25 protein-coding genes are annotated in these 25,721 nt (G+C 39.8%); 17 read left to right on the top strand and 8 right to left on the bottom strand.

Annotation, left to right across the window (positions count from 1 at the left end; genetic code table 11):
- Nucleotides 1-166: 166 nt before the first annotated feature.
- Genes ABJG98_RS13410 through ABJG98_RS13420 form a run of 3 tightly spaced genes read left to right on the top strand, consistent with a single transcriptional unit; the run spans nt 167 to nt 2,736 of the window.
- Nucleotides 167-1,474 carry an MATE family efflux transporter gene (locus ABJG98_RS13410; RefSeq protein ID WP_348280036.1) on the top strand — a complete coding sequence of 436 codons (1,308 nt, stop codon included), beginning with the start codon at nt 167-169 and terminating at the stop codon, nt 1,472-1,474.
- 51 nt (nt 1,475-1,525) lie between these two features.
- Nucleotides 1,526-2,275, top strand: a complete 750-nt coding sequence (locus tag ABJG98_RS13415; protein ID WP_348280037.1) for an MFS transporter — start codon at nt 1,526-1,528, stop codon at nt 2,273-2,275.
- Entirely contained in the window at nt 2,248-2,736 is a 489-nt protein-coding gene (locus tag ABJG98_RS13420; RefSeq protein ID WP_348280099.1) for an MFS transporter, read from the top strand. Before ABJG98_RS13415 ends, ABJG98_RS13420 begins: the two co-directional genes overlap by 28 nt.
- Here ABJG98_RS13420 and ABJG98_RS13425 read toward each other — a convergent pair whose 3' ends face one another.
- From ABJG98_RS13425 to ABJG98_RS13435, 3 genes are all read right to left on the bottom strand, one after another.
- Nucleotides 2,737-5,346, bottom strand: a complete 2,610-nt coding sequence (locus tag ABJG98_RS13425; protein ID WP_348280038.1) for an ABC transporter permease — start codon at nt 5,344-5,346, stop codon at nt 2,737-2,739.
- Entirely contained in the window at nt 5,343-5,669 is a 327-nt protein-coding gene (locus ABJG98_RS13430) for a PadR family transcriptional regulator (RefSeq protein WP_348280039.1), read from the bottom strand. The genes ABJG98_RS13425 and ABJG98_RS13430 overlap by 4 nt, the downstream gene beginning before the upstream one ends.
- Before the next feature lie 163 nt (nt 5,670-5,832).
- On the bottom strand, nt 5,833-6,213 hold the full coding sequence (locus ABJG98_RS13435) for a hypothetical protein (RefSeq protein WP_348280040.1): 381 nt from the start codon (nt 6,211-6,213) through the stop codon (nt 5,833-5,835).
- A 24-nt stretch (nt 6,214-6,237) separates the two neighbouring features.
- On the opposite strand from ABJG98_RS13435, the gene ABJG98_RS13440 reads away from it, so the two are divergent.
- The 13 genes from ABJG98_RS13440 to ABJG98_RS13500 all read left to right on the top strand — a co-directional run bounded on the left by ABJG98_RS13440 (nt 6,238) and on the right by ABJG98_RS13500 (nt 18,848).
- Nucleotides 6,238-6,882 (top strand): DUF6503 family protein, encoded by a 645-nt coding sequence (locus ABJG98_RS13440; RefSeq protein WP_348280041.1) that lies wholly within the window; start codon nt 6,238-6,240, stop codon nt 6,880-6,882.
- 91 nt (nt 6,883-6,973) lie between these two features.
- Entirely contained in the window at nt 6,974-7,303 is a 330-nt protein-coding gene (locus tag ABJG98_RS13445) for a PadR family transcriptional regulator (RefSeq protein WP_348280042.1), read from the top strand.
- Between the two features lie 2 nt (nt 7,304-7,305).
- Complete coding sequence (locus tag ABJG98_RS13450; protein ID WP_348280043.1) at nt 7,306-9,936, top strand: FtsX-like permease family protein; 2,631 nt, start codon at nt 7,306-7,308, stop codon at nt 9,934-9,936.
- Nucleotides 9,933-12,563: an ABC transporter permease gene (locus ABJG98_RS13455; RefSeq protein WP_348280044.1), complete on the top strand. Its 2,631-nt coding sequence runs from the start codon at nt 9,933-9,935 to the stop codon at nt 12,561-12,563. The genes ABJG98_RS13450 and ABJG98_RS13455 overlap by 4 nt, the downstream gene beginning before the upstream one ends.
- Nucleotides 12,560-13,459: a M28 family peptidase gene (locus ABJG98_RS13460; protein ID WP_348280045.1), complete on the top strand. Its 900-nt coding sequence runs from the start codon at nt 12,560-12,562 to the stop codon at nt 13,457-13,459. Before ABJG98_RS13455 ends, ABJG98_RS13460 begins: the two co-directional genes overlap by 4 nt.
- Nucleotides 13,446-13,853, top strand: coding sequence for a hypothetical protein (locus ABJG98_RS13465; RefSeq protein ID WP_348280046.1), 408 nt, complete (start codon nt 13,446-13,448; stop codon nt 13,851-13,853). Before ABJG98_RS13460 ends, ABJG98_RS13465 begins: the two co-directional genes overlap by 14 nt.
- Nucleotides 13,854-14,063: 210 nt before the next feature.
- Nucleotides 14,064-14,936, top strand: a complete 873-nt coding sequence (locus ABJG98_RS13470) for an RNA polymerase sigma factor RpoD/SigA (RefSeq protein WP_348280047.1) — start codon at nt 14,064-14,066, stop codon at nt 14,934-14,936.
- Nucleotides 14,937-15,004: 68 nt separating this feature from the next.
- Nucleotides 15,005-15,640, top strand: a complete 636-nt coding sequence (locus ABJG98_RS13475; RefSeq protein WP_348280048.1) for a hypothetical protein — start codon at nt 15,005-15,007, stop codon at nt 15,638-15,640.
- Nucleotides 15,637-15,969, top strand: coding sequence for a tRNA-binding protein (locus ABJG98_RS13480; RefSeq protein ID WP_348280049.1), 333 nt, complete (start codon nt 15,637-15,639; stop codon nt 15,967-15,969). The genes ABJG98_RS13475 and ABJG98_RS13480 overlap by 4 nt, the downstream gene beginning before the upstream one ends.
- A 53-nt stretch (nt 15,970-16,022) precedes the next feature.
- Complete coding sequence (locus ABJG98_RS13485; RefSeq protein ID WP_348280050.1) at nt 16,023-16,799, top strand: exodeoxyribonuclease III; 777 nt, start codon at nt 16,023-16,025, stop codon at nt 16,797-16,799.
- A gap of 4 nt (nt 16,800-16,803) precedes the next feature.
- Nucleotides 16,804-17,886, top strand: a complete 1,083-nt coding sequence (gene gcvT / locus ABJG98_RS13490; protein ID WP_348280051.1) for a glycine cleavage system aminomethyltransferase GcvT — start codon at nt 16,804-16,806, stop codon at nt 17,884-17,886.
- A 43-nt stretch (nt 17,887-17,929) separates the two neighbouring features.
- Nucleotides 17,930-18,631, top strand: a complete 702-nt coding sequence (locus tag ABJG98_RS13495; RefSeq protein ID WP_348280052.1) for a 2-phosphosulfolactate phosphatase — start codon at nt 17,930-17,932, stop codon at nt 18,629-18,631.
- A gap of 4 nt (nt 18,632-18,635) precedes the next feature.
- Nucleotides 18,636-18,848, top strand: a complete 213-nt coding sequence (locus ABJG98_RS13500; protein ID WP_348280053.1) for a hypothetical protein — start codon at nt 18,636-18,638, stop codon at nt 18,846-18,848.
- A 20-nt stretch (nt 18,849-18,868) separates the two neighbouring features.
- On the opposite strand, the gene ABJG98_RS13505 is transcribed toward ABJG98_RS13500, so the two are convergent.
- Together ABJG98_RS13505 and ABJG98_RS13510 are read right to left on the bottom strand one after the other, a co-directional pair.
- Nucleotides 18,869-19,195, bottom strand: a complete 327-nt coding sequence (locus ABJG98_RS13505) for a nucleotide pyrophosphohydrolase (protein ID WP_348280054.1) — start codon at nt 19,193-19,195, stop codon at nt 18,869-18,871.
- Nucleotides 19,192-19,770, bottom strand: a complete 579-nt coding sequence (locus ABJG98_RS13510) for a hypothetical protein (RefSeq protein WP_348280055.1) — start codon at nt 19,768-19,770, stop codon at nt 19,192-19,194. Before ABJG98_RS13510 ends, ABJG98_RS13505 begins: the two co-directional genes overlap by 4 nt.
- Nucleotides 19,771-19,994: 224 nt before the next feature.
- Between ABJG98_RS13510 and ABJG98_RS13515 the strand changes: the two genes are divergently transcribed.
- A complete protein-coding gene (locus tag ABJG98_RS13515) occupies nt 19,995-20,513 on the top strand; it encodes a DUF2911 domain-containing protein (RefSeq protein ID WP_348280056.1) in 519 nt (172 codons plus the stop codon).
- A 48-nt stretch (nt 20,514-20,561) separates the two neighbouring features.
- Here the strand turns inward: ABJG98_RS13515 and ABJG98_RS13520 are convergent, their stop codons facing one another.
- Genes ABJG98_RS13520 through ABJG98_RS13530 form a run of 3 tightly spaced genes read right to left on the bottom strand, consistent with a single transcriptional unit; the run spans nt 20,562 to nt 25,691 of the window.
- Nucleotides 20,562-21,437: a YicC/YloC family endoribonuclease gene (locus ABJG98_RS13520; protein ID WP_348280057.1), complete on the bottom strand. Its 876-nt coding sequence runs from the start codon at nt 21,435-21,437 to the stop codon at nt 20,562-20,564.
- Between the two features lie 23 nt (nt 21,438-21,460).
- Entirely contained in the window at nt 21,461-24,667 is a 3,207-nt protein-coding gene (locus tag ABJG98_RS13525; protein WP_348280058.1) for a translocation protein TolB, read from the bottom strand.
- Nucleotides 24,648-25,691, bottom strand: coding sequence for an FAD-dependent oxidoreductase (locus ABJG98_RS13530; protein ID WP_348280059.1), 1,044 nt, complete (start codon nt 25,689-25,691; stop codon nt 24,648-24,650). The genes ABJG98_RS13525 and ABJG98_RS13530 overlap by 20 nt, the downstream gene beginning before the upstream one ends.
- Nucleotides 25,692-25,721 lie beyond the last annotated feature (30 nt).

The raw sequence follows: 25,721 nt of genomic DNA on the forward strand, positions 1-25,721 counted from the left end.
TGAATGGAATGAAAAGTGCGATGGAATGGGTGAATTTGATTATTAAATTCACTTAACACCAGAAGAAGAATTTTTTAACAATAAAAAGGCATTTGTTACACGATTTTAATATCAGCTGATGCCTTAATGATCTAAGATATTACCTTGCGGCTTGATTCGAAAAGCGATGACTCTTAAAGAGCATTTACGAAAAAATATCATACTATCACTACCAGTGATTATTGGTCAGTTAGGCCACATCATGGTTGGTGTGTCTGATAGCATTATGGTGGGCCGGTTGGGCGTTATTCCGTTGGCTGCGGCTACTTTCGCTGGTACTATTTACCACGTTTTAATGCTTTTCGGAATTGGAGTAAGCTATGCCATTACACCAAAAGTGGCAGCAACAGATTCTAGTGATCGCAGCAAGCTATTAAAGTATCTTGAAAATGGCTTTTTCATGAACCTTGGACTTGGGGTTGTTCTTTTCGTTTTGGGCTATGGTGCAAGTCACATTTTACATCTTTTTGGACAAGAGACACCTGTTGCAGAGGCTGCTGGTTCCTACTTGGTCATTATGTGCGGATCGCTAATTCCATTAATGATATTTCAAACGTTTCGGCAATATGCTGAAGGCCTTTCTGATACCTTCAGTCCTATGGTAGTCTCCGTATTTGCTAATCTGCTAAATGTTTTCTTCAACTACATGTTGATCTACGGGAAGCTTGGTGCTCCGGCACTTGGGTTGAATGGTGCTGGAATTGCCACCCTATTAGCGCGTATGATCATGTTTGCTTTGATGATTTGGTGGATTCGAAAGAAATGTATCGGTTTTGAGTGGAAATTTAAGTGGGAGGGAATCAAAGAACTATTAAGGATAGGTGTGCCTTCAGGCATGCAGTATGTATTTGAAGTTGGTGCTTTTGCAACGGCAGCAATTATGGTAGGCTGGATAAGTGCAGAGGCGCTTGCGGCGCATAACATTGCGCTGAACCTCGCAGCGATTAGCTATATGGCAGCTACTGGGCTTGCGGCGGCGTCCACCATACGAATTGGTAATCAGATGGGTTTGAAAGATCGTAGAAACCTAAGGATTGCTGGATTCTCATCGTTTGGATTGGTAACTGTATTCATGGGCTTATGCAGCCTGACTTTCATCGTCTTTAGAAATGCGTTGCCAGCGCTTTATATAGAGAATGATATGGTTCAAAGAACGGCATCTACCTTACTTATAATTGCTGCGGCATTTCAAATTTCTGATGGAATTCAAGCCGTTGGATTAGGCGTCTTACGCGGGTTACAAGATGTCAAGATTCCAACAATAATTACATTCGTTTCCTATTGGTTGATTGCCATTCCTTCAGGCTATGTTTTTGCTTTTGTTTTTGGTTGGGGCGTGAATGGAGTTTGGTATGCGCTTTCCTTGGGACTGACAATTGCCGGAATTTTTAATATGTGGAGATTTAACCGCTTATCTAAAAAGGTAGTTTTTTAAGTATTGTCATTTTTAGGAGGAATGGATTAACTATGCCGATCATTTTCAATCATGAAAAAGAAACAAGCTGCCCTAATTTTTATTTTCATAACCGTCCTTATTGATATCATTGGTATTGGATTGATTATTCCGGTGGTGCCTGCGTTGATCAAAGAAATTACAGGTTTGAGTACGAGTGAGGCTTCATTTTTCGGAGGAATGCTCGCTGCTACCTATGCCATCGTTCAGTTTTTTGCAGCACCAATTTTAGGTGGATTAAGTGATCAATATGGGAGGAGACCATTACTTCTCGCCTCACTCATTGGCCTCGGGTTGGACTACATTGTGATAGTCTTTGCGCCCAGCTTGATTTGGCTATTCATTGCGCGCATGATTTCTGGTCTATTTGGAGGGAGTGTAACAGTTGCTAATGCCTACATTGCAGATATCAGTACCCCGGAAAACAGAGCAAAAAATTTCGGGATGATTGGTGCCGCATTTGGACTTGGTTTCGTAATAGGCCCATCTATTGGGGGGATTTTGGGAGAATTGGGAACACGTGTGCCATTCATGGCAGCTGCGGGACTTTCCTTGCTCAACGCAACCTATGGTTTCTTCGTTGTGCCCGAATCACTCGCCACAGAAAACAGAAGACCATTTACCTGGAAACGTGCCAATCCATTTGGCACACTCAAGCGGATTTTGAGTCATAAAAAAATCGTCTGGTTGGTCGTTGCGCTTTTTGTGATTTATGTAGCAGCAATGCCACTCATGCAAATTGGTCATTTTTTACGATTGAAAAATTCGGATGGTCAGAATTAGAAATTGGTTTATCTCTAAGCTTTGTTGGTGTAATGGTAGCCATCGTACAAGGTGGCTTAGTCGGACCTATTGTTAAGAAAATTGGAGAAACGAATGCCGTTTACACCGGCTTTGCTTTCAACGCATTTGGCCTATTAATGATGGGTATTGTTTCGCAATCCTGGATGGTTTATGCCGTTATTGTGCCCTACGCGTTTGGAGGTTTAGCAGGACCATCGCTCCAGTCGATTATGACCAATCAGATACCTAAAAATGCGCAAGGCGAATTGCAGGGAGGACTTACAAGCGTTATGACCTTAACCGCGATTGTGGGACCCTTGCTGATGACAGGAATATTTAGGTACTACACCAATCCAGTGAATGACATTTATTTCCCAGGGGCACCTTTTGTCATGGGAACTTTTCTTGCCATTCTTGCCATTTTTATTGTGAGTCGCTCACTTCCGAGAAGCAGTTCCTAATCACTCATCTTTCAAATACTTAACCGGATTTGCTGAGGCTGCTTTTAGGGATTGATAGCCTACGGTAAGAATAACAAGCGTCAACACAATCACAAGAGCCAGTATAAAAGTGATCCATGAAATGGAAACTCGATAGTAATATGATTCCAGCCATTCGCTCAAAAAATAGATCGCAAACGGCACGCTGATTACAAATGCAATGGCAATCCACCTCGTGAAATCAGTAAAAATCATACCAAGAATGGTCTTAATTTCTGCTCCCAACACCTTGCGAATACTGATTTCTTTTCTTCGCTTTTCAATAATAAAAAGTGTCAATCCGTATAAGCCAAGACAAGCAATCATAATTGAGATTACTGAAAATAATCCAACCATGCCGAGGTAGCGGTTTTCCTCTTCGTAAAGAGCGGCCACACGATCTTCCATGAATGAATAGGTGAACTCTTGAGTAGAACCCAGTTCATTCCACATGGCTTCAATCTCCTCTATTCTTTCAACCAGATTGCTCATGTCCATTTTTAAGGTGATGGAATTATGAGCCACTGGATTTTCTGAAACACGGTGAAAAATAAGTGTTGGCGCCACTTCATTTTGAAGTGTTTCAAAATGGAAATCTTCTACTATTCCGATCACATTTACACGCGTGTCTCTTCCCAAGATGATGATATTTTCATCGTTGGGAGAAAACTTAAATGCGTTCATGGCAGCCTCATTCAAAATCACAGAACTTCGTTGATCTCCTTCTGTGTCTGGTAAGAAGTTAACCCCATACTTCACGGGGATATTATAGATATCAAAAAAGTCAGCGTCTACATACGTGTACCTCATTCTTAGCGGATCTCCTTCCCAATCATTTGGTCTCACAAAAGTGAAACTACCGCTCCATGAGGTGGGCACTGCACGACTGGATGAAATATCAGATACATAAGATTTGTGTTTGAGCTCCGTCTTAAAAGTGTTTAGCCGGGCCTGCCCTGATTCACGATCTGTAAAGCTTCTTGGCGAGGCTGAGATCACTAAAACCCCATCAGATTCAAATCCCATGTCCTTACCTGTCATGTAGTTGATTTGCCTGCTGACGATGATTGTGCTCGCAATCAAAAAGAGCGCAATGGCAAATTGGATGACCACTAAGGTGTTTCGAAAGCTTGAGGTGCCCCCCATCCCTAATTTTTGACGGAGCACTTCAATGGCTCCTATAGAGGAAAGATAAAGTGCAGGGTAACTTCCACTTAAAATCCCCAAAAGTGTAATAAGCAAGGCAAAGCCACCAATTAGTTGCGGACTGCTGAATTGATTCAATGAAATAGTAACATCAAAGAATTGATTGAATTGTGGAGTTGTGAAAATCACTATTAGTAACCCTAAAATGGATGCTATAAAAGACATCACAAAAGATTCTGTAATGAATTGGGTTCGTAGCTGCCCTTGAAATGCCCCGAGTACTTTTCTTAAACCAATCTCCTTGGCACGTTGAGTTGCTTGAGCAGTAGACAGGTTCATGAAGTTAATGATGGCAATAAGAAGAATCCCAAGTCCGATACCTAATAGTGTTCTTGCATTAGATGAGTCGCCAAAAAATGTATCGAATACTTCATCGAATGGCAGTAATTTGAAGTTTGTGTTTGCCCTGGTTTCCGTATCCCAAATAGATTCGATGAGGTTTGGGAAATCTGCTTCTAAATCCAGCGCATCTTTTTGATCTTTTAATAGTACATAAGTTTCCAGAAACGATCCATTCCATCTATTGGCAAGTTCCGGATACACCGGAATGCTTTCCATTGGGATTATTATAGAGGGCCGCATGGATGCATTGTCAGGATGATTACTTATAACAGCAGAAACCTGATATCTCATAGTTGTGTCTTCGTCCTGTAGAAAGATTTCAAGATGCTCGCCTACTGCATCTTGCGTATCAAAATATTTTAGCGCCAGCTCCTTACTGAGTACTACCGAGTTTTTGGTAGGAAACATTTTGGCGGTGTTTCCCTGGATTACTGGGAAAGTAAAGATTTTGAATAAATCCGAATCTGTATAGACAATAGATTCCTCCAGATATCGGTTGTTTTTCATAATGCTAGCATCCGAAGTATAATACCGTGCTGCATATTCTACTTGAGTGTAATCAGACTTTAACCGGTCTTTTAATGGCATCCATGTATCATAAGTGGCTTGTGTACCATCAGGGGTAATTCGTTCTTTGTAGGCCAAAAAGATTCGATCCTTATTTTCATGATGATCGTCAAAAGTGAAAATCTGATAGGTGTACAGAAAAATAAAAGTGAAAGCAGCAACACCAACCGATAACCCGAAAATATTGATGAAAGAAGTAGACTTTCTTTTGATCAATGTTCTAAATGCGATTTTGAGATAATTTCTGAAGATCATTGTATTGAGAGATAAGTGGTAAAATGATTTTAAGTTGACTGGGCGTAAGGAGCGGATTACTTCAATGTAGAATTTTAGTCTGGCTTTAAATTTCCCCTCTTCCTCTACACGCCAGTAATAAGCCTCTGTTATATCCCCGAGGATTTCATCGGCATAGTCTGGTCGAAGAAAATATTCAAGGAGACCCTTTGCCCATTTCGATGGATGCCTTCGATCATTCATGCAAGACTGAAGTTCAGTTTGGGGATGGTCTTCCAAATCTCATTTCTGCGATGTTGTAAATCCTGAGCTATTTCATACCCTTTGTTGGTGGCTTGGTATAGACGCTTCCCTTTTCCACCTCGCTCAGGGGTAGGCGCGCCTAATCTAGAATTGACAAATCCTTTCTTTTCTAGTCTTTTCAGAACCACATGAATGGCAGGAAGAGAAATCGATTGACTCAATTGGTGCTTGTACTCTTTGGCAATTTCTACTCCATACGTCTCCTCCTTCATCAGCAGTATGATAAGGATCATTTCCTCAAGTGTTCCCAATTGTAGATTCATTAGTGTTTGGTTTTAAGATGACTTTAATTCCGGGATAGTTGTACGTTTAATCAATTAAATTAATTTTTGTTTAAAATATGAAAACGGATAAAATTAATTTTTGTTTAAAAAATAGATTTTTCTAGGCAATCTGAAATTAATTTCACACGGACTCATTATTTAATCAGCTTGGTTTTTCTTGACATTTCAAAGCCCTCCACGTCCACATACCGGCAGCAAATTCGATGAAAGAGAAGGCGATTAATGCGAGACTGCCTCTATCGAAAGTGTAGAGCCAAACGAAGAATACGAATTGTATAATTCGTACCTGAACCGTGAACCCGAAGAAGGGGATTAGATTTTCTTTTGCATTTCTGATGTAGTAGTACCCTAGTACGGCTACTACAAAACCAAGAATTATTCGCCATACACTTTCAGGATCAGGAATACCGATTGCTGCCAGAACCCATGAAGGGGCTAGCATTAAAAACACTCCTTCGATGATCAGGTAGATGCCAAATAGCCAGACTGTTTTCGCAGGTTTATCCATTTTATTAACTTCCATGATTAAGAATTCAATCTACTCAACATGCGGCTAAACATCATTCTCTTTCTTCTTACTCCCATCGTTGGTTTTACTCAAACCCTAGCTGATCAAGTACTCGCCAAATCGGTTGCTTATCACGATCCTACAGACACCTGGTCTACCCTTTCAGCGACATTCATTTTTAGAGAAACCCGACCCGATGGACCTGATCGATCGTCGATTATCACCCTCGACAATTCGAAAAGTTATATGAAGATCAATCGGAATGATGAGGAAGAATATGAAGTGATTGGCAACGCGGCTGAAGTATTAAAAGGAGATAATGATAAGGAACGTGCGTTAGTTCTTCGTAACTATTATCTCTACTTGTGGGGACTTCCAATGAAACTGTATGACAAGGGCACTCCTGGAATTGCCCTTGCAGATGACGCGAAAGTGGGCGAAGAAAACTGTAAGGTGCTTAGAGTAGCGTATGAGGAGGATACCTGGTACTTCTACATTGATGAAAATACGGGTCAGATGCTGCAATACAAATTCTACAAGGATGCGGAAGAGACTAAGGGAGAACTCATCACATTGGGAGATGAAATTTCTGTGAAAGGGATCAGAATCCCACAGAGAAGAAGCTGGTACACCCTGCCAGAAATGAAATACTTGGGTACAGATATTCTTACTGAAGCAAAATAAATCAAGGCATACCATTGATCTCATTCCATTTACTTAACAAATGTGAAACTTATGTATTACATTCACGTTTGTTAAGTAAATATTTTTATCCATGGAATATCAATTAGGCGAATTTGAAGAACTGGTTTTATTGACAGTTGCTGCCCAGCATAATGAAGCATATGGAGTTTCTATTCATGAGTTTTTATCAGCCGAAACTAAGAAGAAAATTAACATCAGTGCGATACATGTAGCTTTGAAACGGTTAGAGAAAAAGGGTTTTGTAGACTCACGTTTTGGGGGTATTACGGAGGAACGAGGTGGTCGTAGAAAAAAATTCTACATCGTCACAGCGCTTGGGAAAAAGGTATTAGATGCTTCGCATGATTTACGCACTAGCATCTACCAGAAGATCCCGCAGCTTCAATTTGTTAACATTTAATAATGCCAGAACTGCAACCACCAAAATGGGCACTCAGATTTCTGAGATGGTACTGTCGTCATGAGTATCTAGACGAAATAGAAGGAGATATGATCGAACTGTTCCATCTGCGATCTGTCGACTCACTCCAATCTGCCAGGCTTTTTTTTGTATGGAATGTGATTCGAACTTTTAGATGGATAAACCTTAAAAAAACTCAAATAAACAATTGGACTATGAATCTATACCAAAACTATACGAAGATATACTTCCGCAGATTTCGGAAGGAGACACCACATTACCTGGTAAACATTCTTGGGCTATCTCTAGGCCTTTCCATTCTTTTCTATATCCTTATGTTCGTTTATGATGAACAGAATATTGATCAGTTTCACAGCAAAAAGGATCGGATATTTAGAGTAGTTCATGAGATTACCGAAGAAGATGGTGCGCATCATTACCTGTCTGGCCCAAACCCACTGGCTAATGCCCTGAAAACTGACTTTCCTGCTGTTGAAGAAGTAGGATGGACTACTTATTTCGGATCCCATGTATTGGCTAAAGGCGATACGAGGATAGCTGATAGAAGCTGGGCGATTGTCACTAAAGGAATGTTTGACATTCTTGATTTTGAAATACTTGATGGTGATCCACACAAGCAATTTGAAGGATCGACAGGAATCGTTTTAACTGAGGAGTTGGCGATGAGTCTTTTTGGAAAAACTGATGTGGTCGGAGAGGTTGTGGATGAATCAAGATTTGAAACTGTGGAAGTTATCGCTGTAATGAAAGACTTGCCTCGCACATCCAGTTATGAATTCACCTCACTTTATGTTTTAGAACCGACACAAATGCCAGAAGGTTGGCAAAACTTTTTTAACGACTGGGACACCCAATTTATGCAAACATGGGTGTTGTTAAAAGAAGGAGCGACTCCAGAAGACATCTATGCCTCTAAGGACAACTTCATTGACAAATACCTGGAAGGTGAGGCACGCCAAAGGTTTGATTTTTACCTGCACCCGTTGAGCGAAGTTCATTTGGGATCTACTCACATCGAAAATGGTGGACCCGCCCCACTATTAGCTATTCCTTATAGCGACCGTGAGTTTGTGTCCATGATATTGATGATGGGCTTCCTTGTGATCTTCATCGCCGCACTCAATTATGTGAACCTTTCCTCTGTCCAGGCGCTTAAACGTACGCTTGAGGCGAGTATGCGAAAAATAAATGGAGCCAATAATCGTCAACTTATCGGTCAACTTTTCTTTGAAACGTTCATCACAGTGGCCATTGCATACATTATTTCCATTGTCCTTATCATAATTCTATTTCCATTCTTTCTAGAAATCGCCAATAAAGATTTCAGTTTATCAATGCTCTATTCGGCAGACTTTATCATGTATCACATTGTAACTATTATCATTATTTGGATGGTTTCTGCAATGCTTCCTGCGCTATATTATTCAAAATTGAAACGCTCCCTGTTAATCATGAAAAATGCATTTTCAGGGAAGGGAGACTTGCTTAGGAAAGGGTTAGTTGGTGTACAATATGCGCTTTCCATCTTCTTGATTATTGGATCCATTGTAATTTTCAGGCAGCTCAACTATGTACAGTCAAAGGATTTAGGATTTGACAATCAGAACCTCATTGTGCTGGATATCAACTCAGGTGCAGCTCGGAGTAACTTCAAAAACATTATCGCGGGCATCAAGAAAAATCCTGATGTGATCAATGCGTCCACATCATCAAGGGTTCCAGGAGAATGGAAAGATATTCCGGTTGCAAGTGTAAGCAAAAATCTAACGGATCAGCCTGTCGAGTTTAGTCACTATGCTGCCGACAAATATTGGCTCGACACCTACGACATAAACCTGGTTGATGGTGAAAATTTCACAGGTGCAGATAAGTCGGATAGCCTGTATGTTTTAATAAATGAAAAAGCAGTTGCAACACTGAGCTTCAAGCAGCCGATTGGTGAAAGCATTTGGGTAATGTCTGATGGGGATTCTGTCAAAATGCGGATCAAAGGCATCGTGGAAGATTTCCATTTTCAATCGTTATATGAGCCTATAGGGCCGGTATTAATCACTCACTGGAATAATCACGTAAGATCCATTGATTACTTCACAATCAAATACAGTCAAAATCCAAAAGAAACCATCTCACATATAGAAGAAGTAAATGCTCAGTTTGATCCAGGCACACCTGCTGAAATACACTTCCTTGATCAGCAATGGGAACGATTCTATGAAGCAGAAGAAAGCAGAAGCACGATAATCCTTATTGCTTCAATTGTATCAATAATCATTTCAGCATTTGGACTTTTTGGCCTAATCAACTTCACTGTCGAGAGGAAAACCAAGGAAATAGGGATCAGAAAAGTAATGGGTGCAGATCTTCGGAACATTGCTACACTCATTTTGAAAGATTATTTGATTCTACTTATTATTTCATTGGGAATTGCGGCTCCTGCTTCCTGGTGGATGTTTGGTGATTGGCTGGCAGATTTTGCTTACCGCATCAACTTGAGCGTTGACTTGTTCATCATTGCATTTGTTGTGGTGCTTTTCATATCCTTTACTACTGTTTTGGCTCGTATTTATAAGATTGCGAAAGCGAATCCAGTTCAATCCATTCGCTACGAATGATAAATCACATTCCACCAAAGTGGCCGTTGAAATTATTGCGATGGTTTTGCAAGGATGAATACCTTGATGAAATCGAAGGAGACCTCTTGGAGCTCTACCAATTTCGAGGGAAACAATCCAGAGCAAAAGCTAATCTGTTCTTGGTTTGGAATGTTTTCAGGTCTTTTAGGAGGGTAAATCTTAAGCAAAGTGAAAGGCTGAAATTTGGTTTGATAAGAAACTATTTCAAAGTCGGTTTTCGCGCCTTGATTAAGGATCGTCAGTTCACAGTGATCAATCTATTCGGTCTTTCACTAGGACTATCAGTCTTTCTTACCATCCTTCTTTTGGTAAAACATGAGTTGAGTTTTGATCAATTTCATTCCAAAGTTGAACGTATTTATCAAGTCATTCAGGTTCATCAAAATGCAGACGGTGATGATCCGGAAATCTGGACCTCCTGGCAGTTATCTAATGCACTACGAACAGATCTTGATATCGTGGAAAATGCAGTCACAATTCATGCAACTTCATCCACTTGGGTAGAAGCTGGTGGCAAGCGTTTCTTTGAAGAGGAGGGGATAGTGGCAGGATCACAATTCTTTGAGATTTTTGATTTTGAGCTCAAGGAAGGGCGAGTGAAGGAGGTACTCGCAAAAAAGCGATCAATTATATTATGCGAGTCATTGGCCCAGAAGTATTTTGATTTTGAAGATCCAATTGGAAAAGAAGTAGATCTGGAATTTTATGGAAGATTTACCGTGACAGGAGTTTTAAAAGACATTCCACCCAATTCGTACATTCAGTTTGAATTTATCCTATCACAGGACTATGATGTCTTTCTTCAAAACGTTTCAGAAAATTTCCAAAAGTACTTTTATGAATGGAATGGAGACCCGGTGGCTACTTATGTGCTATTGAAGGATTCCAAAGACAAGCATCTTTTCGATACAAAAGTGGAAAATATGCTAGACAAGTACCTTGATAAAAGTGACATTAATAGACACTATTTATTGGGATTAAAAGACCTCCATTTCAATTCTCAAGGTATTGATGGACGAATCAATGAGTATGTAAAAGGAGACTTTGCAAAAGTTCAGTTTTTGATAATTGTAGGTTTCATCATATTGCTGATGGCCTGCTTTAATTACATCAGCATTTCTACAGCACGTTACATCAAACGGAGTAGAGAAGTTGGCGTAAGAAAAGCAATGGGAGCTCATGGAAGGCAAGTAGCTGCTCAGTTTTTAATTGAATCGTTTCTGATGGTTTTGTTTTCATTTTTGTTGGGAATGATTTTTACGAATTTCCTATTGCCATATTTCAATTTGCTTACAGGAATTGAGTTGGTTTTAGGAGCCCCATTCCTGATTGAATCACTTCCATATTTTATAGTCACCATCATCTTAGTCACACTTTTTGCAGGCTTCTATCCAGCCTTCCACTTAAGCCGATTTTCCGTGGTGAATGTCCTTAAAAACATGACCATTTCTGCTACCGGTAATGATCTGCTTCGAAAATCTTTAGTTGTTGTTCAATACTTGTTTGTCGTAGTGATCTTGGCAGGATTAATTATCGTCAATCAGCAGTATACCTATATGAATAGCAAATCATTAGGATTTAATACGGAACAACTAGTGGTGGTTGAAATCAATAGTGGTTCGGTCCGACATAATTATCTCAAAATCAAAGACGAACTACTAAAAATTCCAGACGTTCAGAAAGTAACTGGTCTCACCCGAATGATTAGCGGCTATCGATCGGGCACCGCAGTAGAAGTAAACAGTGCAGACAAGCCGGATGAAAAAGTTCCAATGAGATATTACGGCATGGATCAGGATGGTCTGTCAACCTTAGAACTGCAGCTAATTGCCGGAGCAAATTTTTCTGGAATTGAAGCACAGGATAGCACGTCTGTTATTATTAATGAGACAGCAGCAGAAAAGTATGGCGGTATCGGTGCGATTGGCAAATTCATTAAGATTCAGGAAATTGGCGATGATGATCTAAACGCCAGGGTAATTGGAATAGTAAGTGACTTCCACTATCGCTCTTTACGAAAATCCATAGGGCCTGTCGTTATTGGCCATTACAACAATCCGTTTGTTAGTCTGGATGACATTGTGGTTCAGCTGAGTGGATTCAATACAATAAGAACGCTCGAAAAAATTGAAACCATCCACAACCAATTTGACACAAACAAAGTGATGACATGGGAATTTATGGATGATATGGTTCAAAGGGAATACGAGAAGGAAGCGATTTTTAGAAATGTATTTGTCAGCGCATCTATTGTGTCTTTTTGTATAGCCATATTGGGTATGATTGGGTTAGCATCTTACAATGTGGTCGCACGTAGAAAGGAGATTGCCATACGTAAAATTTTGGGTGCTGGGTTTCTGAGTTTGCTGAATCAGCACGTACACGAGTTTGTCAAATTCTTGCTAATAGCTTCAGCCGTATCAGTTCCTCTATGCTGGTGGCTTGCCAATCAATGGTTAGTAAATTTCGAATATCGAGTAAGTATTTCACCAATCATTTTTTTAGGAGTTATCTTTTTTATACTGACTATAACATGCCTCGTGATATTGGTCGTAAGTAATAAAACAATCAAGTCAAACCCAGTCAATTCTATCCGCTACGAATGATAAAACATGTCGCTATAATCTGTTTGTTAGTTATTTCAACACTCAAAGTCAGGGGGCAAATAGATCTATTAAGGATAGAACAGCAACAGATGGTTGGGCAACTTTCAGGCAAGTTCGCTTTAGAAAATGGTTCATTTCTAAAATCTAGAGATACACCCTCAGCCAGAGCAGTAGCCAGGCAATACTTAGCCAAGCAAATTGAGGATATAGGACTTAAGCCAAAAAGGCAGAGTTACCGAATGCCAAACCTCAACCCTTTGATCGATATGCTTTTTTCACCTTTCAAAGGAGCAAACGTGTATACCGTTATTCCTGCGTCACGCAAAAGTGATAATTATGTAGTTCTTGGCGCTCATTTTGATACTGAATTAGATTGTCCGGGTGCTATAGATAACGCAACCGGTTCCACTCTCATTTTTAGTGTTGGGAAGATGCTGTATGCATTAGAAGAGCGTAAGATGAACGTGATCATTGTGTTCTTTGATCAGGAAGAAGAAGAGTTAATCGGGAGTCAGGCTTTTGCAAAATTCTTGAAAGCTGAGAATTTTAATGTTCATTCTGTACACACTTTTGACATGGTAGGTTGGGATGAAGACGGCAATAAGGAAATGGAACTGGAATTACCAACACCAGATTTAGAAAACGCATATCAAACCAAAGCACTGGAGTTAGGTATCCCGCTATACGTTACCAGTATCAACTCAACAGATCATCACTCGTTCAGACAAGTCGGATTTCAAGCCATAGGGATAAATGAAGCCTATGGCAAGAGAGACTCTACTCCATACAAAGACACACCTGAAGATACATATGAGACGGTCAACTTTGATTACCTGGCAGAGTCAACAATGTTTGTTTATGCCGTGATAAAAGAAATAATAAATGGAGGCGATTAAAGAAAGCTTTAAGTCTGACCCAATCTATGCTATATCTATGATTGGCTGTGGAATGGCATTTTTCCTAAAAGGAATAGATTATTTACTACTGGGCAGCCCGCTGCCTTTTGCAATTGGAACACTAATCGCAGGTGGAGCTTTTTACGTGCTTGTTAATAAGGATAAATCTTCGAGGAGAATCGTCAAGGTCATTGCCGTTTTTCTGATACTATGGGGTGTGACTCGATTAGGAATAGAGATTCTGTTTTCGTTCGCCTCTTTAACTGAGGCACACATAAGGTCTCAGTTCACTTGGGTCAATAAACTGTTTAGCCTTTCGGCAATATGGTTTGGTATTTACTTTTATAGAAAACTTAAGAACATTCGCTCCTTGAGTGCTGGGAAACACGTATGATTTTTCTTTCGTAGAAAAGAAATAAAAATGGTAATCAATTATATTCGACGAATTTTTACCAGAATTAAAGAAATCTGAAACCAGAACACACAATTTCTGGTTCTTTAGTCGTATATTATAAGGCAGTCTATTGCAAATACACGGCTCAAAAGCCTATCTTTGCAGATTGCTTTTTTATACCCATAACAAATTAGTTTTTAATAAGATAATATGCGACAGTTAAAGATTACCCAGTCGATTACCAACAGGAGAGAAAGCCACACCCTGGAGAAATATTTTACTGAGGTAAGTAATGTTCCAATGATTACCCCGGACGAGGAGGTTACGCTTGCCAAGCGAATCAAAGAGGGCGATGATCTGGCATTGGAAAAACTCGTTAAAGCAAACCTTAGGTTCGTAGTGTCTGTAGCTAAGCAGTACCAGAACAGAAGTTTACCCTTAAACGATTTGATCAATGAAGGAAACCTTGGATTGATCAAAGCGGCAAAGAAATTTGACGAAACCAAAGGATTTAAGTTTATCTCATACGCCGTATGGTGGATTCGTCAGTCCATTATGCAAGCGCTAGCTGAGCAGTCTCGTATCGTTCGTCTACCGATGAACAAGTCTGGTGCTATTAACCAGATCAGAAGAGCATATGCAGAGCTAGAGCAGCAGTTTGAGCGTGAGCCGACGGAAGAAGAACTTGCTGATATTTTGGACATGAAGCCAAGTGAGGTGAGAAACACACTAGGTGCGGAAGTAAAGCAAATGTCAATGGATGCACCTTTCGGGGAAGACGAAAGTGGATCACTTCTAGATGTTCTTGAAAATGTAACTACAGGGCCTACGGACGGAAACCTTGTATTTAACGATTCTTTGAAGGTAGAAACCATGCGAGCGCTATCAACACTTACAGCTCGTGAGAGAGAAGTAGTGATGATGAGCTTCGGTATTGGATGTGACAATCCATTTACTCTCGAGGAAATTGGAGACGCTATGGGACTTACTCGTGAGCGAGTGAGGCAAATCCGTGAGAAGGCACTTCAAAAACTAAGAGAGCCAGGCAAAAACAGAAGATTGAAAGAATTCTGTGCGAGCTAATAATCCGGGAAAAGCATAAATTTAATCCTGACCAAAGAGTCAGGATTTTTTTTGCCTAAACTTTAACGATGCCCATTCAGAATCAACTTGCATACGCACTGGATCGAAACGATCAGGAACCTAATAAGCAGGTTGCCAAGCAAATTGTTGATACTGGCGGTGTGAAAGAAGTAGACGAACTTGTTTTTTTTGTTAAAAGCAGGCCCAGGCAACGAGCACAAGCGGATGCCATACTTGCATTGGCTTACATAGGTGAGATCACACCCGAGCTGTTAACCAATCAGGCAGATTTTCTAATCGGTGAGTTAAAGAGTAAGATCAACCGAGTGATTTTCGGAAGCATGATAGGACTTTCACATATTGCTCATTTACAAAAAGAAAAACTATATGATTCATTACCTCAAATAATTGATGCAATGGATGCCGGCACTGTAGTTACTCGTGATTTTGGGTATCGAATCATGATCACACTCTATCAAGAAAATCGATTGCAAGCAGATATGTTTTTACTCATACAAGAGCAACTGATGAAAGCACCTGCCAATCAATTGGGGCAATATACAGAACGATTAATAGAAGTATTGAACAAATCTCACCTCAATTTGCTTATTGAGACATTGGAGGAAAGAAGAACCGATATTAGCAATGAGTATCACATAACAAGATTAAATAAGAACCTTAAAAAGCTGTATAAACAACTATGATTAGCTGGAGTGATTTCGAAAAAATTGATATGCGAGTAGGTACCATTATTAAAGCTGAAGAATTCCCAGAAGCTCATAAACCTGCCTACATTCTCACCATAGATTTTGGGCCGGAGATAGGCACAAAAAAAAGCTCTGCACAAATCACCGACCTGTATAATAAAAAACGTTTAAAAGGCGAGCAAGTCATAGCAGTAGTCAACTTCCCACCCAAGCAAATTGGCCCATTCATTAGTGAGTGTTTAGTCATGGGGATTTATAATGAACAAAAGGAAGTAGTACTGCTTCGGCCACAACGTGAAGTTATGAACGGGTGTAAGGTTGGATAATGAATAGGTGTGGTGTTTCTTTGCGCACCTAACCAAAAAAATCAACTCCTTAAATGCCCCAAATTCATCTGGTTTCCTGGAACGTAAATGGCATCAGAGCCATGATAAAGAAAGATTTCATAAAAGATGTAAGAGAGATGGATCCTGACGTGCTTTGCCTTCAGGAAACAAAAGGACAGCCAGAAGATGTGAAAACTGCATTGCAATTGTTACCAGAATATACAGTTGCAGTAAACTCATCAAAGGAACGAAAGGGATACTCAGGTACTGCCATACTATCAAAAGAAAAACCAATAGAAATATTCTATGATATGGGCATAGAGGAACACGATCAGGAAGGAAGAGTAATTGCAGCTGAGTTCGAGAATTTCTTTGTGGTGACAGTTTATACGCCCAACTCCGGGGAAGGCATGAAGCGTCTGGATTACCGTGCCACCTGGGACGATGCTTTTAGAGAATACATCATCAGCCTGGAGGAAAAAAAGCCCGTAATTATCTGCGGAGACCTGAATGTTGCGCATACTGAGATTGATCTTGCACGTGGCAAAGAAAATTACAACAAGCAGTCCGGATATACACAAACCGAGATTGACGGTTTGGATGCACTACTCAGTGAAGGATATATTGATACTTTTAGACTTCAATATCCCGATGAGATTAAATATTCCTGGTGGAACTATAAGTATCGGGCACGCGAAAGAAATGTAGGGTGGAGAATCGATTATTTTTTGGTGAGTGAAAAACTGAAGGAACAAGTTGATCAAGCTCATATTTACAATGAATACATGGGATCAGATCACTGTCCTGTCGGATTAAAACTAAATAGCTAATAGCATGGAAACGAAACAAATCCCTTTAAATGACCTGCACGAAAAACTAGGTGGTAAAATGATGCCTTTTGCAGGATATAATATGCCCGTTCGCTATTCTTCAGACAAAGAAGAGCATTTGACCGTTCGCGAAGGTGTTGGGGTATTTGATGTATCCCATATGGGAGAATTTATGTTGCGAGGGCCGCATGCACTGGACTTAATCCAATGGGTTACAAGCAATGATGCTTCCAAGATCATCAATGGTCAGGCACAATATTCTTGCCTGCCAAATGACAAAGGTGGTATTGTTGATGACTTATTGGTGTATCGATTTTCCGAGGAAAAATACATGTTGGTAGTAAATGCCTCTAATATTGAAAAAGATTGGAACTGGATAAAAAGTCAGGACAAATGGGGTGTTGAAATGGAAGACGTTTCAGACGATTTAGTACTTCTTGCTGTGCAGGGACCTAAGGCAGTGGAGACGCTTCAAAAACTAACTGAAGTAAATCTTTCGGAAGTAAAGTTTTATCACTTCAAGGCGGCATTCCTAGCTGGATATGAGATGATTATTTCTGCTACCGGCTATACGGGTTCAGGTGGTTTTGAATTATATATCAACAAAGAAGACGCGAGAGATGTCTGGAATAAGATTTTCGAGGCAGGTAAAGAGTTCGGTATCAAACCAATAGGGCTAGGCGCACGAGATACGCTCAGATTAGAAAAAGGATTTTGCCTGTATGGAAACGATATCACGGATGAAACATCTCCACTAGAAGCGGGCCTTGGCTGGGTTACTAAGTTCACCAAAGACTTTGTAAATGCAGAGAACTTGAAAGCTCAGAAAGAAGCAGGTGTTCAGAGAAAACTCGTTGGATTTGAAATGGTCGAGAGAGGAATCCCTCGTCACGACTATGAGCTTGCCGACCTTGAGGGCAATATCATTGGCAAAGTAACTTCAGGTACCATGTCTCCTTCACTGAATGTTGGAATTGGAATGGGCTATGTGACAGTAGAAAATAGCAAGGCAGATACAGAGATCAATGTGATCATTCGTGACAAGTCAATCAAAGCGAAGGTCGCAAGACCACCTTTTTTGAAATAACCTTGGTCATCCTGAACTTGTTTCAAGATCTTATAATATTGACATGAAAACCATTGAAGTTTGCTTAACACCCGACCTGATCCATCAGCATGAGCTTAGTGGGAAGATTGTTGTTGTAGTTGATATTTTCAGAGCTACATCATGCATTGTTACCGGTTTGGCTCATGGAGTAGAATCTATGAAACCCGTTGGTGAAGTAGAAGAAACTAAAGCATTAGGTAAAAAAGGTTACTTAATGGCTGGCGAGCGCGGAGGGATCAAAGTTCCCGAATTTGACATGGGCAATTCGCCATTTGAGTATCAGGCAGATGAGGTAAAAGGAAAGAAAATTGCCATCTCTACTACCAATGGCTCTCAAGCAATAATCAAATCAGCTGAAGCTCAAGAAATTATTATTGGTGCCTTCTTAAACTTGGAAAGCATAGCTCAATACGTGCTTCAGTCTAAGATTAATGTAGTCATTCATTGCGCAGGATGGAAAGGCACTCCAAACCTGGAGGATACACTTTTTGCAGGTGCATTGATTGATGAATGTGTTGAGGAAATGGGAACAGTTGGAGATTCCGCTCTGGTTGCACATCAGCTGTACATAGCTAATCATGAAAACCTATTTGGCATAGCCAAACAATCAAGCCATGCAGAGCGACTCAGTGGATTCGGCATAGAAGAAGATCTGGAGTTTTGCATGACAGAGAACGAATATCAGGTAGTGCCGAAACTGGAGGATGGAGAAATCGTAGGTTAACTCTATGAATTCTATTTACATTCTCATAGCAGTCGTCATTCTTATCCAGGTAGGGATTTTCATTATGACTCGCCGCATTCGAAAGCGAGAAAAAGAAAACAACGTCCTACTGAAATACAAGATCAACTCGCGCCAGCGAGCCTGGCAACTCTTAGCAGATCCATCTATCCCGGAAGAAGACAAAGAAAAGATTCAGGAATACTACGATGCGGAGTAGCTGGGATCAATCCATAAGCATTATCTCAACTTATCATTCTCCAAATGCCGTGTGGCATCTCGGCTATTCTTCTTCTCCAGATTTTTCTTTAACGCCTCTGTAAGGTCAACGCCTGTCTGGTTTGCCAGGCAAATCAGCACCCACAGTACATCAGCCATTTCATCTCCCAAATCCCTATTCTTGTCAGACTCTTTGAATGATTGCTCACCGTATGTTCGAGCCATGATTCTGGCAAGTTCTCCAACTTCCTCAGTAAGAATCGCCATGTTGGTGAGTTCATTGAAGTATCGAACGCCTTTTGTCTTAATCCATTCGTCTACTAGCTGCTGCGCTTGTGCTAAGGTCATCGGCTACTATTGGCTTCCAGGTTTTCGTTGATGTGCTTAATCTCAAATCCTTCTTTCTCAAGTTTGGTCAAATAAAAGTTCATCCGACCCTTTTCTTCATTCATCAGGCTATCCATGTTCGGATTAAACTCTTCGAATGTTTCATGTGGAAAGCGTTTGCCTGGTTCATAGTAATCTTTCCAGTATAGACTTTCTACCACTGCTCCGTCTTGATAATAGTATTTGAATTCCTCCGCCAGTCGGTCGTCCATGAAGTTCATCATATGTCCTGAGAAAATGGGCGCGTCATTTTCAAAGTAGAAATAGTCATCACGTTCAAAATGAGGTGTCTTTATGATGCCTACGAGTTTAATGAGGCTATTTCCGCTAAAGTATCCTCGAACTTTATAAGAAGAGTCCGCCTGAATAAAGTCGTCTTCAATGATGCTGATCCGATGATTTTGATCAATATGTTTGACTTTATAATCAATGGCTTTAACCAATGGCTGAAATTCTTTACTCACTTCAGACCCTGATTGATAGAATATCACAGCCCCGAGAATGATAACAATGACTACTCCAAGTATGTATTTCATGGCTTTTAATTTTAAAGAAAGTTAAGCAATTCTTCAATCTGACACTTTCATCATTCCATAGGCCTCAGATTTTCTTCGATGTATCATTGGTGACTTTATGCGCAGTTTGTAAAATAAATGTGTTAGAAGAAGGAACAAAAACTTGTTGTTTCCGTGCATAACAAGACATTTAGAGAGTGAGATTTACTCATCAGAATACAATTAATCTTAAAATAAGACACATTATGAAGTCATTAAAAGTTGTAGCCACACTGGCGCTAAGTTTACTACTGGTATTTTCTGCCAGTGCTCAAAAGGACAAAGAAAAAAGGAAAAGCCCACCAGCACAGGTTTCTCAAAAAGTTGGCGATGCGACCATCACCATTGATTATAGTCGTCCATCCAAAAGAGGACGTGATATTTTCGGTGGACTTGAAGATTATGGTAAGGTTTGGAGAACTGGAGCGAATGAGTCTACCTGGATCGAACTTTCTAAGGATGTAACGGTAGAAGGAAAGAAACTTCCTGCTGGTAAATATGGATTATTTTCCATCCCAGGAGAAGATGAGTGGACCATCATTTTTAATAAAAAATGGGATGGATGGGGTGCTTATGAGTATAAAGAATCAGACGATGTATTGAGAGTAAAAGTGAAAGCTTCCAGTACGGACGATGTGGTTGAAATGTTAACCTTTGAAATAGAGAAAAGCGGAGACGTGATTTTCGCTTGGGATCAAACCAAAGTAGAATTTTCTATTAGGTAACATTTTTTGAAAAAAATGAGAAAGCAAAACCCGTTTAGGCGGGTTTTTTTATAGAATATTCAAATTCTGTTCTTTAATCTTTTCAAGCTCATCCTTCATCATCACGACAGTACGCTGAATTTCAGCATGGTTAGCTTTGGAGCCAATGGTATTTATTTCCCTTCCTATTTCCTGAGATATGAAGCCTAACTTTTTTCCTGCGCATTCTTCCTTTACAATTACTTCATCAAAGTAATCAAGGTGTTGCTTTAGTCGTACTTTCTCTTCGGAAATATCTAATCGCTCCATATAGAAAATCAACTCTTGTTCAAATCTGTTTTCATCTACCTGAACTTTATCACGGATCTCATCAAGATTTTTCTGAATTCTCGAGCGAATATTTTCAGAGCGACTGTCATCGTTTGCTTCTACACTTTTTAAACCATTTCGAATGTTTTCAATATATTCTGAAAGCTTCTTAGTTAGCGTTTCTCCTTCATTTTTCCGAAAATCAATGCATTGGTCTATGGTCGACTGCAAACTTGCTTTAATGTCTTTCCACGGTAGAGATTCAGGATCTAATTCTTGCTGCTTAATTACGTCAGGGGCTTGAAGTGCAAGCTTTACCAACTCAGAACTTTCACCATTTATCTGGTTGGTGAGTTTGCTGAATTTCTCATAAAAAGCTTTGAATCTTGCTTCATCTACTTGCACATCTAAAGCAGTATCATCTGCAAGTTCAAGTTCGATAGTCAACATCGCCTTACCTCGTTTCAGGTGCTCCGTTACCATATTTCTAATTTCACCTTCTCTGAAACTCAGCTCTTTAGGATATCTGGGCGAGAAATCTAAAAATTTACTGTTTAGTGCTTTGATCTCAGTTTTGATCAGTAGGTTTTGACTCGTACGTTCATCACGTCCATAGCCTGTCATAGATTGCTGCATATGGCGCAAAGGTAATCTTTGGACTAAAAGTCTAGGCCAAGGGTAAAATAAAATCTGTAATTTTTTACCTCGCCATCCAAATATGGACGTGCTGCATCAAATTTGATGTAGTAACCCAGAAGAACAGTTCTTAAACCAAAACCAAAACCGCCAAGCCATGGATTTTGAAACTTCACAATTTCAGCTGAAAATGGGTTTCCTTCAAATCTACGTGTGATAGGACGTCCATCTTTAAACGGCGGAGATCCGGTCCAGACCGAGCCTATATCGAAGAAGCTGGTTAGCTGGAAGTTTCTCAGGAAATTGGATTTGATTGGCCCGTTAGTCAGGTAGAGGAATAGCGGCACACGCAATTCACTATTAAATACAAGGACGTCCGACCCATACGCTTCATTGTAATCTAAACCTCTCAGATTCGTAACAAATTCGTTGAAAAGTATGTCGCTATTATCTTTTTCATTTGTGATTGCCAATGGATCTTGTTCTCCTTGTACGTCAGATGATGCGAATAGCCAATTGTCCATACCACCAAGCATGTAATCTTTTCGAGCTGGCCCCATTTGCTTACCATACAGTAGTCGATTTGCCCATGTGATCTCTTTGTGAACTTTTTGGTAGTGCCTGATGTCCACCCTCAAGTTGCTAAAGTTCATATTTGAGTTGCTCGTATGAAAGTGCGATGTATACTCAATTAGAGCTCGTGTTCCCTGGTATAAATTGAATGAACGCTCGACGGTATTATCAAAAATAAATGAGATACTTCCGCCAGCATACCTTTCGCGACTGTTAATAGCTTGATCTGTTGCTTGATTGGTTACGCTGAGATAATTGAGATTTGTGAAAGAGGTCTCAGTAAAAAATGGGGAGGCTTCTACTCTAAATGTATGCGTGATTGGCAATGCTGCCGTCAGTTTAAATCTATTTAGCTTGTATTTATGACGGAAAAAGTTATTCTGATTTTCCAGTAAATAAGTTTTTCTATCCACCCTTAATTTGAAATCCATCCAGTATTTCAGGTATTGTAACTCAGCAAACAGATCTCCCTGTTTGAAGTCAGTTTTGATCAGCGCTCCGCCTTTGATTTTGTAGTTTTCAAGAACATCATTGATCTCCGTTTCCATGAACATCATAAAGTCGCGATATGGATCCCAGAGGAAAGAAGTAATTACATTATTGAATGTAAACCTGGGATTGTATGGAATAGGCCCTATTCGCTCATTCTCTTGTTCGAAGCTTTGATATTTACTGAAAAATGATTCCGTTTCAAATGCCGTCTCTGAGTCATCCTCAAACTCGTAGTTGTCCGTATCTATCCAATTGGGATTCTCTAATGAGAGACTATCGGCATCAGAATCTTCTTCAAATTGAAAGTCATCCGTATCAAGCTCATCCTTTACAGGTTCTGTTTCCACTTCTTTTACAGAATTGTTGAGCACCCGAGAGACCACAAGCATGGCGTTTTCCCTACGTTTTCTTGGTGTTTCAGTAGTGAATTTACTTGATGAAAGGTTGGTCAAAGAGTCGAGGTATACTCGTTCTTCACCTTGGCCCAACATAGAGTATGTCATCCGATCAGGATTGAAGTGAAGATCATAGCTGATAATACTCCTATCAAAATTAGTGATCTGTGTAGTGATAGAATCGAATAGGTTATATCTATAGAGATTGGAAATTCCTTGTTGATCACTTAAGTAATAAATTTCATTGATGTTTTTAGCATAGGGCTTCCTATCCTCACTATAGGTATTGGTTAATCGATGGAATTTGGTTGATGTAGTATCCAGGTCGTATACAAATAGATTGAAATTTTTATCCAACGTTTCCAGAGGAACGTCACTTACATTTACTGAATCACTTACACGATTTGAGCTGAATACAATCGCTGCGGTTCCCGGTACGAAGACAGGGTCAAGATCGTCGTAAACATCACGTGTAATTCTGCGGAGTGCATTTCTGTTCATAGCAATTAGAAAAACATCATTCTGTCCGTCGATATCACCTGAAATGACTGCTAGTCTGCCATTGTCATTAAATGAGAAGCTTTCTATTTGTCGAAATCTATTTAGTGGCTTTTGACCTTTGGTTTTATCTTCCAAATTGTAGGTGTTCAAATAGAGAAAGCCTCGTTTGAAAAGGATTACTCCTAAGGTGAAATTGTCTTGCCAATTGAGTAAAGGAAGGTGATCATCAATGTCCTGACCACTTATTCGGTATCCACCGCTAGTGATTTTGTTAGTCTGCCCGGTAATTAAGTCCGTTACATAAACTTGATATTTGCCATTTTTCAAAAGTGCATATGCCACTTTATCAGCATCATTGTTAAAGCTGATAGTACTTGTAATTAGTTCTTTTGAATTTTTAATATCTAGAAGCAAGCGTTCATCACCAACGGATGTATAGTTTTCTTCTACTTCCAGTCGCTGTAGCAAATAATAATTTTGCCAGTCCGCCATGAATGTTTTGAAGGAGACACCGAGTGTATTTGCGATGCTATTTTCCTCTTTCCGTATAATACGCGTGAGATTCAAAATATTGGCAATGTTGCCTCTCCCGTACCTAACTGCTATATAGTTCCAAATACTTTGGCCTACAATTGATGCAGACTCTCCATCTATTCGCTTTAGTTTTTTAATTTTCTTTCTGCTCATATAATCACGCAAAAAGTCATCCATCTCTCTAGACCATCCATAAGCGATGTATCGCGCAGCGCCATCAATAAACCAATCAGGAAGGCTCAATAAATAGCTATTCTGAAAGATTTCTGCAAGACTTCCTCCATACATCATGTCATTGATTAGAGTACTTGCCAATTTGTAGATAAGATCTTCCTTGAATTGATGAGCTTGTCCTGGATAGGCAACTTCTAGCTGCAACTTCACAAATTCTGTTCGACCACCAATTGTATAAACTGCACCATCTATGCCCACATTACTCTGCTGCAAATCATGGATAGAATTGTAAATGAAGATCTTGGTTTTGCTGTACGGAGCATAGCCAAGTCTATCTGTGAGTTCTACGAACTCATCTTCTAAGAAATTGATTGCTTCAAGTGCATATTCCTGACCACCAGGATAATAGTAAATATCAAAGTTGTTGGTGCTGTAATAATACCAGTCAAAGTTTTTGTACTGGATCCTATTTTGCCCAAAAGGCGTGGTATAGTGTTGGCCATACGCCACACTTACCATCAGAAAGAATGGAATAATGTATTTAAATAACCCTTTGAACATGTACTTCTTCGTCTATCTCACTTTTTCCTTGTAAAACATCCACAAAATGTTTTGCGAAATGTGGTGCTAAAGAAACACCTTTCGTGCCAAAACCATTAAAAATACCTAATGTTTTATACTTATGATGTAAACCTATATACGGTTTTCTGTCATGAGTGGCTGGCCTCACTCCAGCCCTTTTGTCAAGAATTTCATATCTCCCAGAAAATAATTTCTTTAACCGTTCTTCCAATGATTTGATTCCCGATTCCTGTGGCTCGTAGCATAGATTATTATGATCATAGGTAGATCCTACGGTAAATCGATCTGCCTTCGGTATCATAAATACGCCTTGATTGATGATGTATTTTGATTTTAAGTCACAGGTTATATCAATAATTTCTCCTCGCACAGGTTTAAAAGGCAAAATCCAATATGGATTGTTTGACAATGATCCTTCACAAAAAATTATCTTTTTTGCAGAGTAATTTTTATAATTCACAGAATCAGAGTTAAGCTCCATTCTTTCATAGTCAAACACTTCACTATGATACAGTCCCTTATTCAATAAGTAATTCTGAACAGCAAGGAGCATCTCAGGGAGATTCACATAGCCCGATTGATTAATGATAATGCCTCCTAATTCGTCATGAACACCTGTCAGCCCCAGTGACATTGCATGCATTTCCTTCAGGAATTTTCGATGTGACTCATCAGCCACCTTACCACCCCAGTCATTCTGATCTTCGATAGATTTAAAAGGTCGATAAATTGAAATAGGATGTAGAAAGTGTTTGCCGGTAAGATTTTCAATATTTCTATATTCATCTTCCAGAGATGGAAAAAGTTGATCGGCACGCCATGTTTTGATCATTTTTCTTCCTGTTATGGGATTGTAAATTCCAGCAGCTTTTTTAGACGAAATTTTGACTTTATCTTCATTTATCACAGCAAAAGTCAGCCCTCTCCGTTCCATTTCCAGGGCAAGCCATGATCCTGCCAGGCCTTGCCCTACGATGATATAATCTACCTTTGTGATCCGCACTTTACTTTTACAATCTCAAAAGCTTAAAAC

Source organism: Ekhidna sp., from assembly GCF_039960695.1.
GTDB lineage: Bacteria > Bacteroidota > Bacteroidia > Cytophagales > Cyclobacteriaceae > Ekhidna.

Bases quoted from the DNA above. Each gene is read 5' to 3' on its own strand.
- ABJG98_RS13410 (WP_348280036.1), top strand. From the start codon at position 167: ATGACTCTTAAAGAGCATTTACGAAAAAATATCATACTATCACTACCA.
- ABJG98_RS13450 (WP_348280043.1), top strand. From the start codon at position 7,306: ATGCCAGAACTGCAACCACCAAAATGGGCACTCAGATTTCTGAGATGG.
- ABJG98_RS13470 (WP_348280047.1), top strand. From the start codon at position 14,064: ATGCGACAGTTAAAGATTACCCAGTCGATTACCAACAGGAGAGAAAGC.
- ABJG98_RS13495 (WP_348280052.1), top strand. From the start codon at position 17,930: ATGAAAACCATTGAAGTTTGCTTAACACCCGACCTGATCCATCAGCAT.
- ABJG98_RS13480 (WP_348280049.1), top strand. From the start codon at position 15,637: ATGATTAGCTGGAGTGATTTCGAAAAAATTGATATGCGAGTAGGTACC.
- ABJG98_RS13520 (WP_348280057.1), bottom strand. From the start codon at position 21,437: ATGCAGCAATCTATGACAGGCTATGGACGTGATGAACGTACGAGTCAA.
- ABJG98_RS13445 (WP_348280042.1), top strand. From the start codon at position 6,974: ATGGAATATCAATTAGGCGAATTTGAAGAACTGGTTTTATTGACAGTT.
- ABJG98_RS13425 (WP_348280038.1), bottom strand. From the start codon at position 5,346: ATGAATGATCGAAGGCATCCATCGAAATGGGCAAAGGGTCTCCTTGAA.
- ABJG98_RS13430 (WP_348280039.1), bottom strand. From the start codon at position 5,669: ATGAATCTACAATTGGGAACACTTGAGGAAATGATCCTTATCATACTG.
- ABJG98_RS13415 (WP_348280037.1), top strand. From the start codon at position 1,526: ATGAAAAAGAAACAAGCTGCCCTAATTTTTATTTTCATAACCGTCCTT.
- ABJG98_RS13515 (WP_348280056.1), top strand. From the start codon at position 19,995: ATGAAGTCATTAAAAGTTGTAGCCACACTGGCGCTAAGTTTACTACTG.
- gcvT (WP_348280051.1), top strand. From the start codon at position 16,804: ATGGAAACGAAACAAATCCCTTTAAATGACCTGCACGAAAAACTAGGT.
- ABJG98_RS13460 (WP_348280045.1), top strand. From the start codon at position 12,560: ATGATAAAACATGTCGCTATAATCTGTTTGTTAGTTATTTCAACACTC.
- ABJG98_RS13465 (WP_348280046.1), top strand. From the start codon at position 13,446: ATGGAGGCGATTAAAGAAAGCTTTAAGTCTGACCCAATCTATGCTATA.
- ABJG98_RS13500 (WP_348280053.1), top strand. From the start codon at position 18,636: ATGAATTCTATTTACATTCTCATAGCAGTCGTCATTCTTATCCAGGTA.
- ABJG98_RS13485 (WP_348280050.1), top strand. From the start codon at position 16,023: ATGCCCCAAATTCATCTGGTTTCCTGGAACGTAAATGGCATCAGAGCC.
- ABJG98_RS13440 (WP_348280041.1), top strand. From the start codon at position 6,238: ATGCGGCTAAACATCATTCTCTTTCTTCTTACTCCCATCGTTGGTTTT.
- ABJG98_RS13505 (WP_348280054.1), bottom strand. From the start codon at position 19,195: ATGACCTTAGCACAAGCGCAGCAGCTAGTAGACGAATGGATTAAGACA.
- ABJG98_RS13510 (WP_348280055.1), bottom strand. From the start codon at position 19,770: ATGAAATACATACTTGGAGTAGTCATTGTTATCATTCTCGGGGCTGTG.
- ABJG98_RS13475 (WP_348280048.1), top strand. From the start codon at position 15,005: ATGCCCATTCAGAATCAACTTGCATACGCACTGGATCGAAACGATCAG.
- ABJG98_RS13455 (WP_348280044.1), top strand. From the start codon at position 9,933: ATGATAAATCACATTCCACCAAAGTGGCCGTTGAAATTATTGCGATGG.
- ABJG98_RS13435 (WP_348280040.1), bottom strand. From the start codon at position 6,213: ATGGAAGTTAATAAAATGGATAAACCTGCGAAAACAGTCTGGCTATTT.
- ABJG98_RS13525 (WP_348280058.1), bottom strand. From the start codon at position 24,667: ATGTTCAAAGGGTTATTTAAATACATTATTCCATTCTTTCTGATGGTA.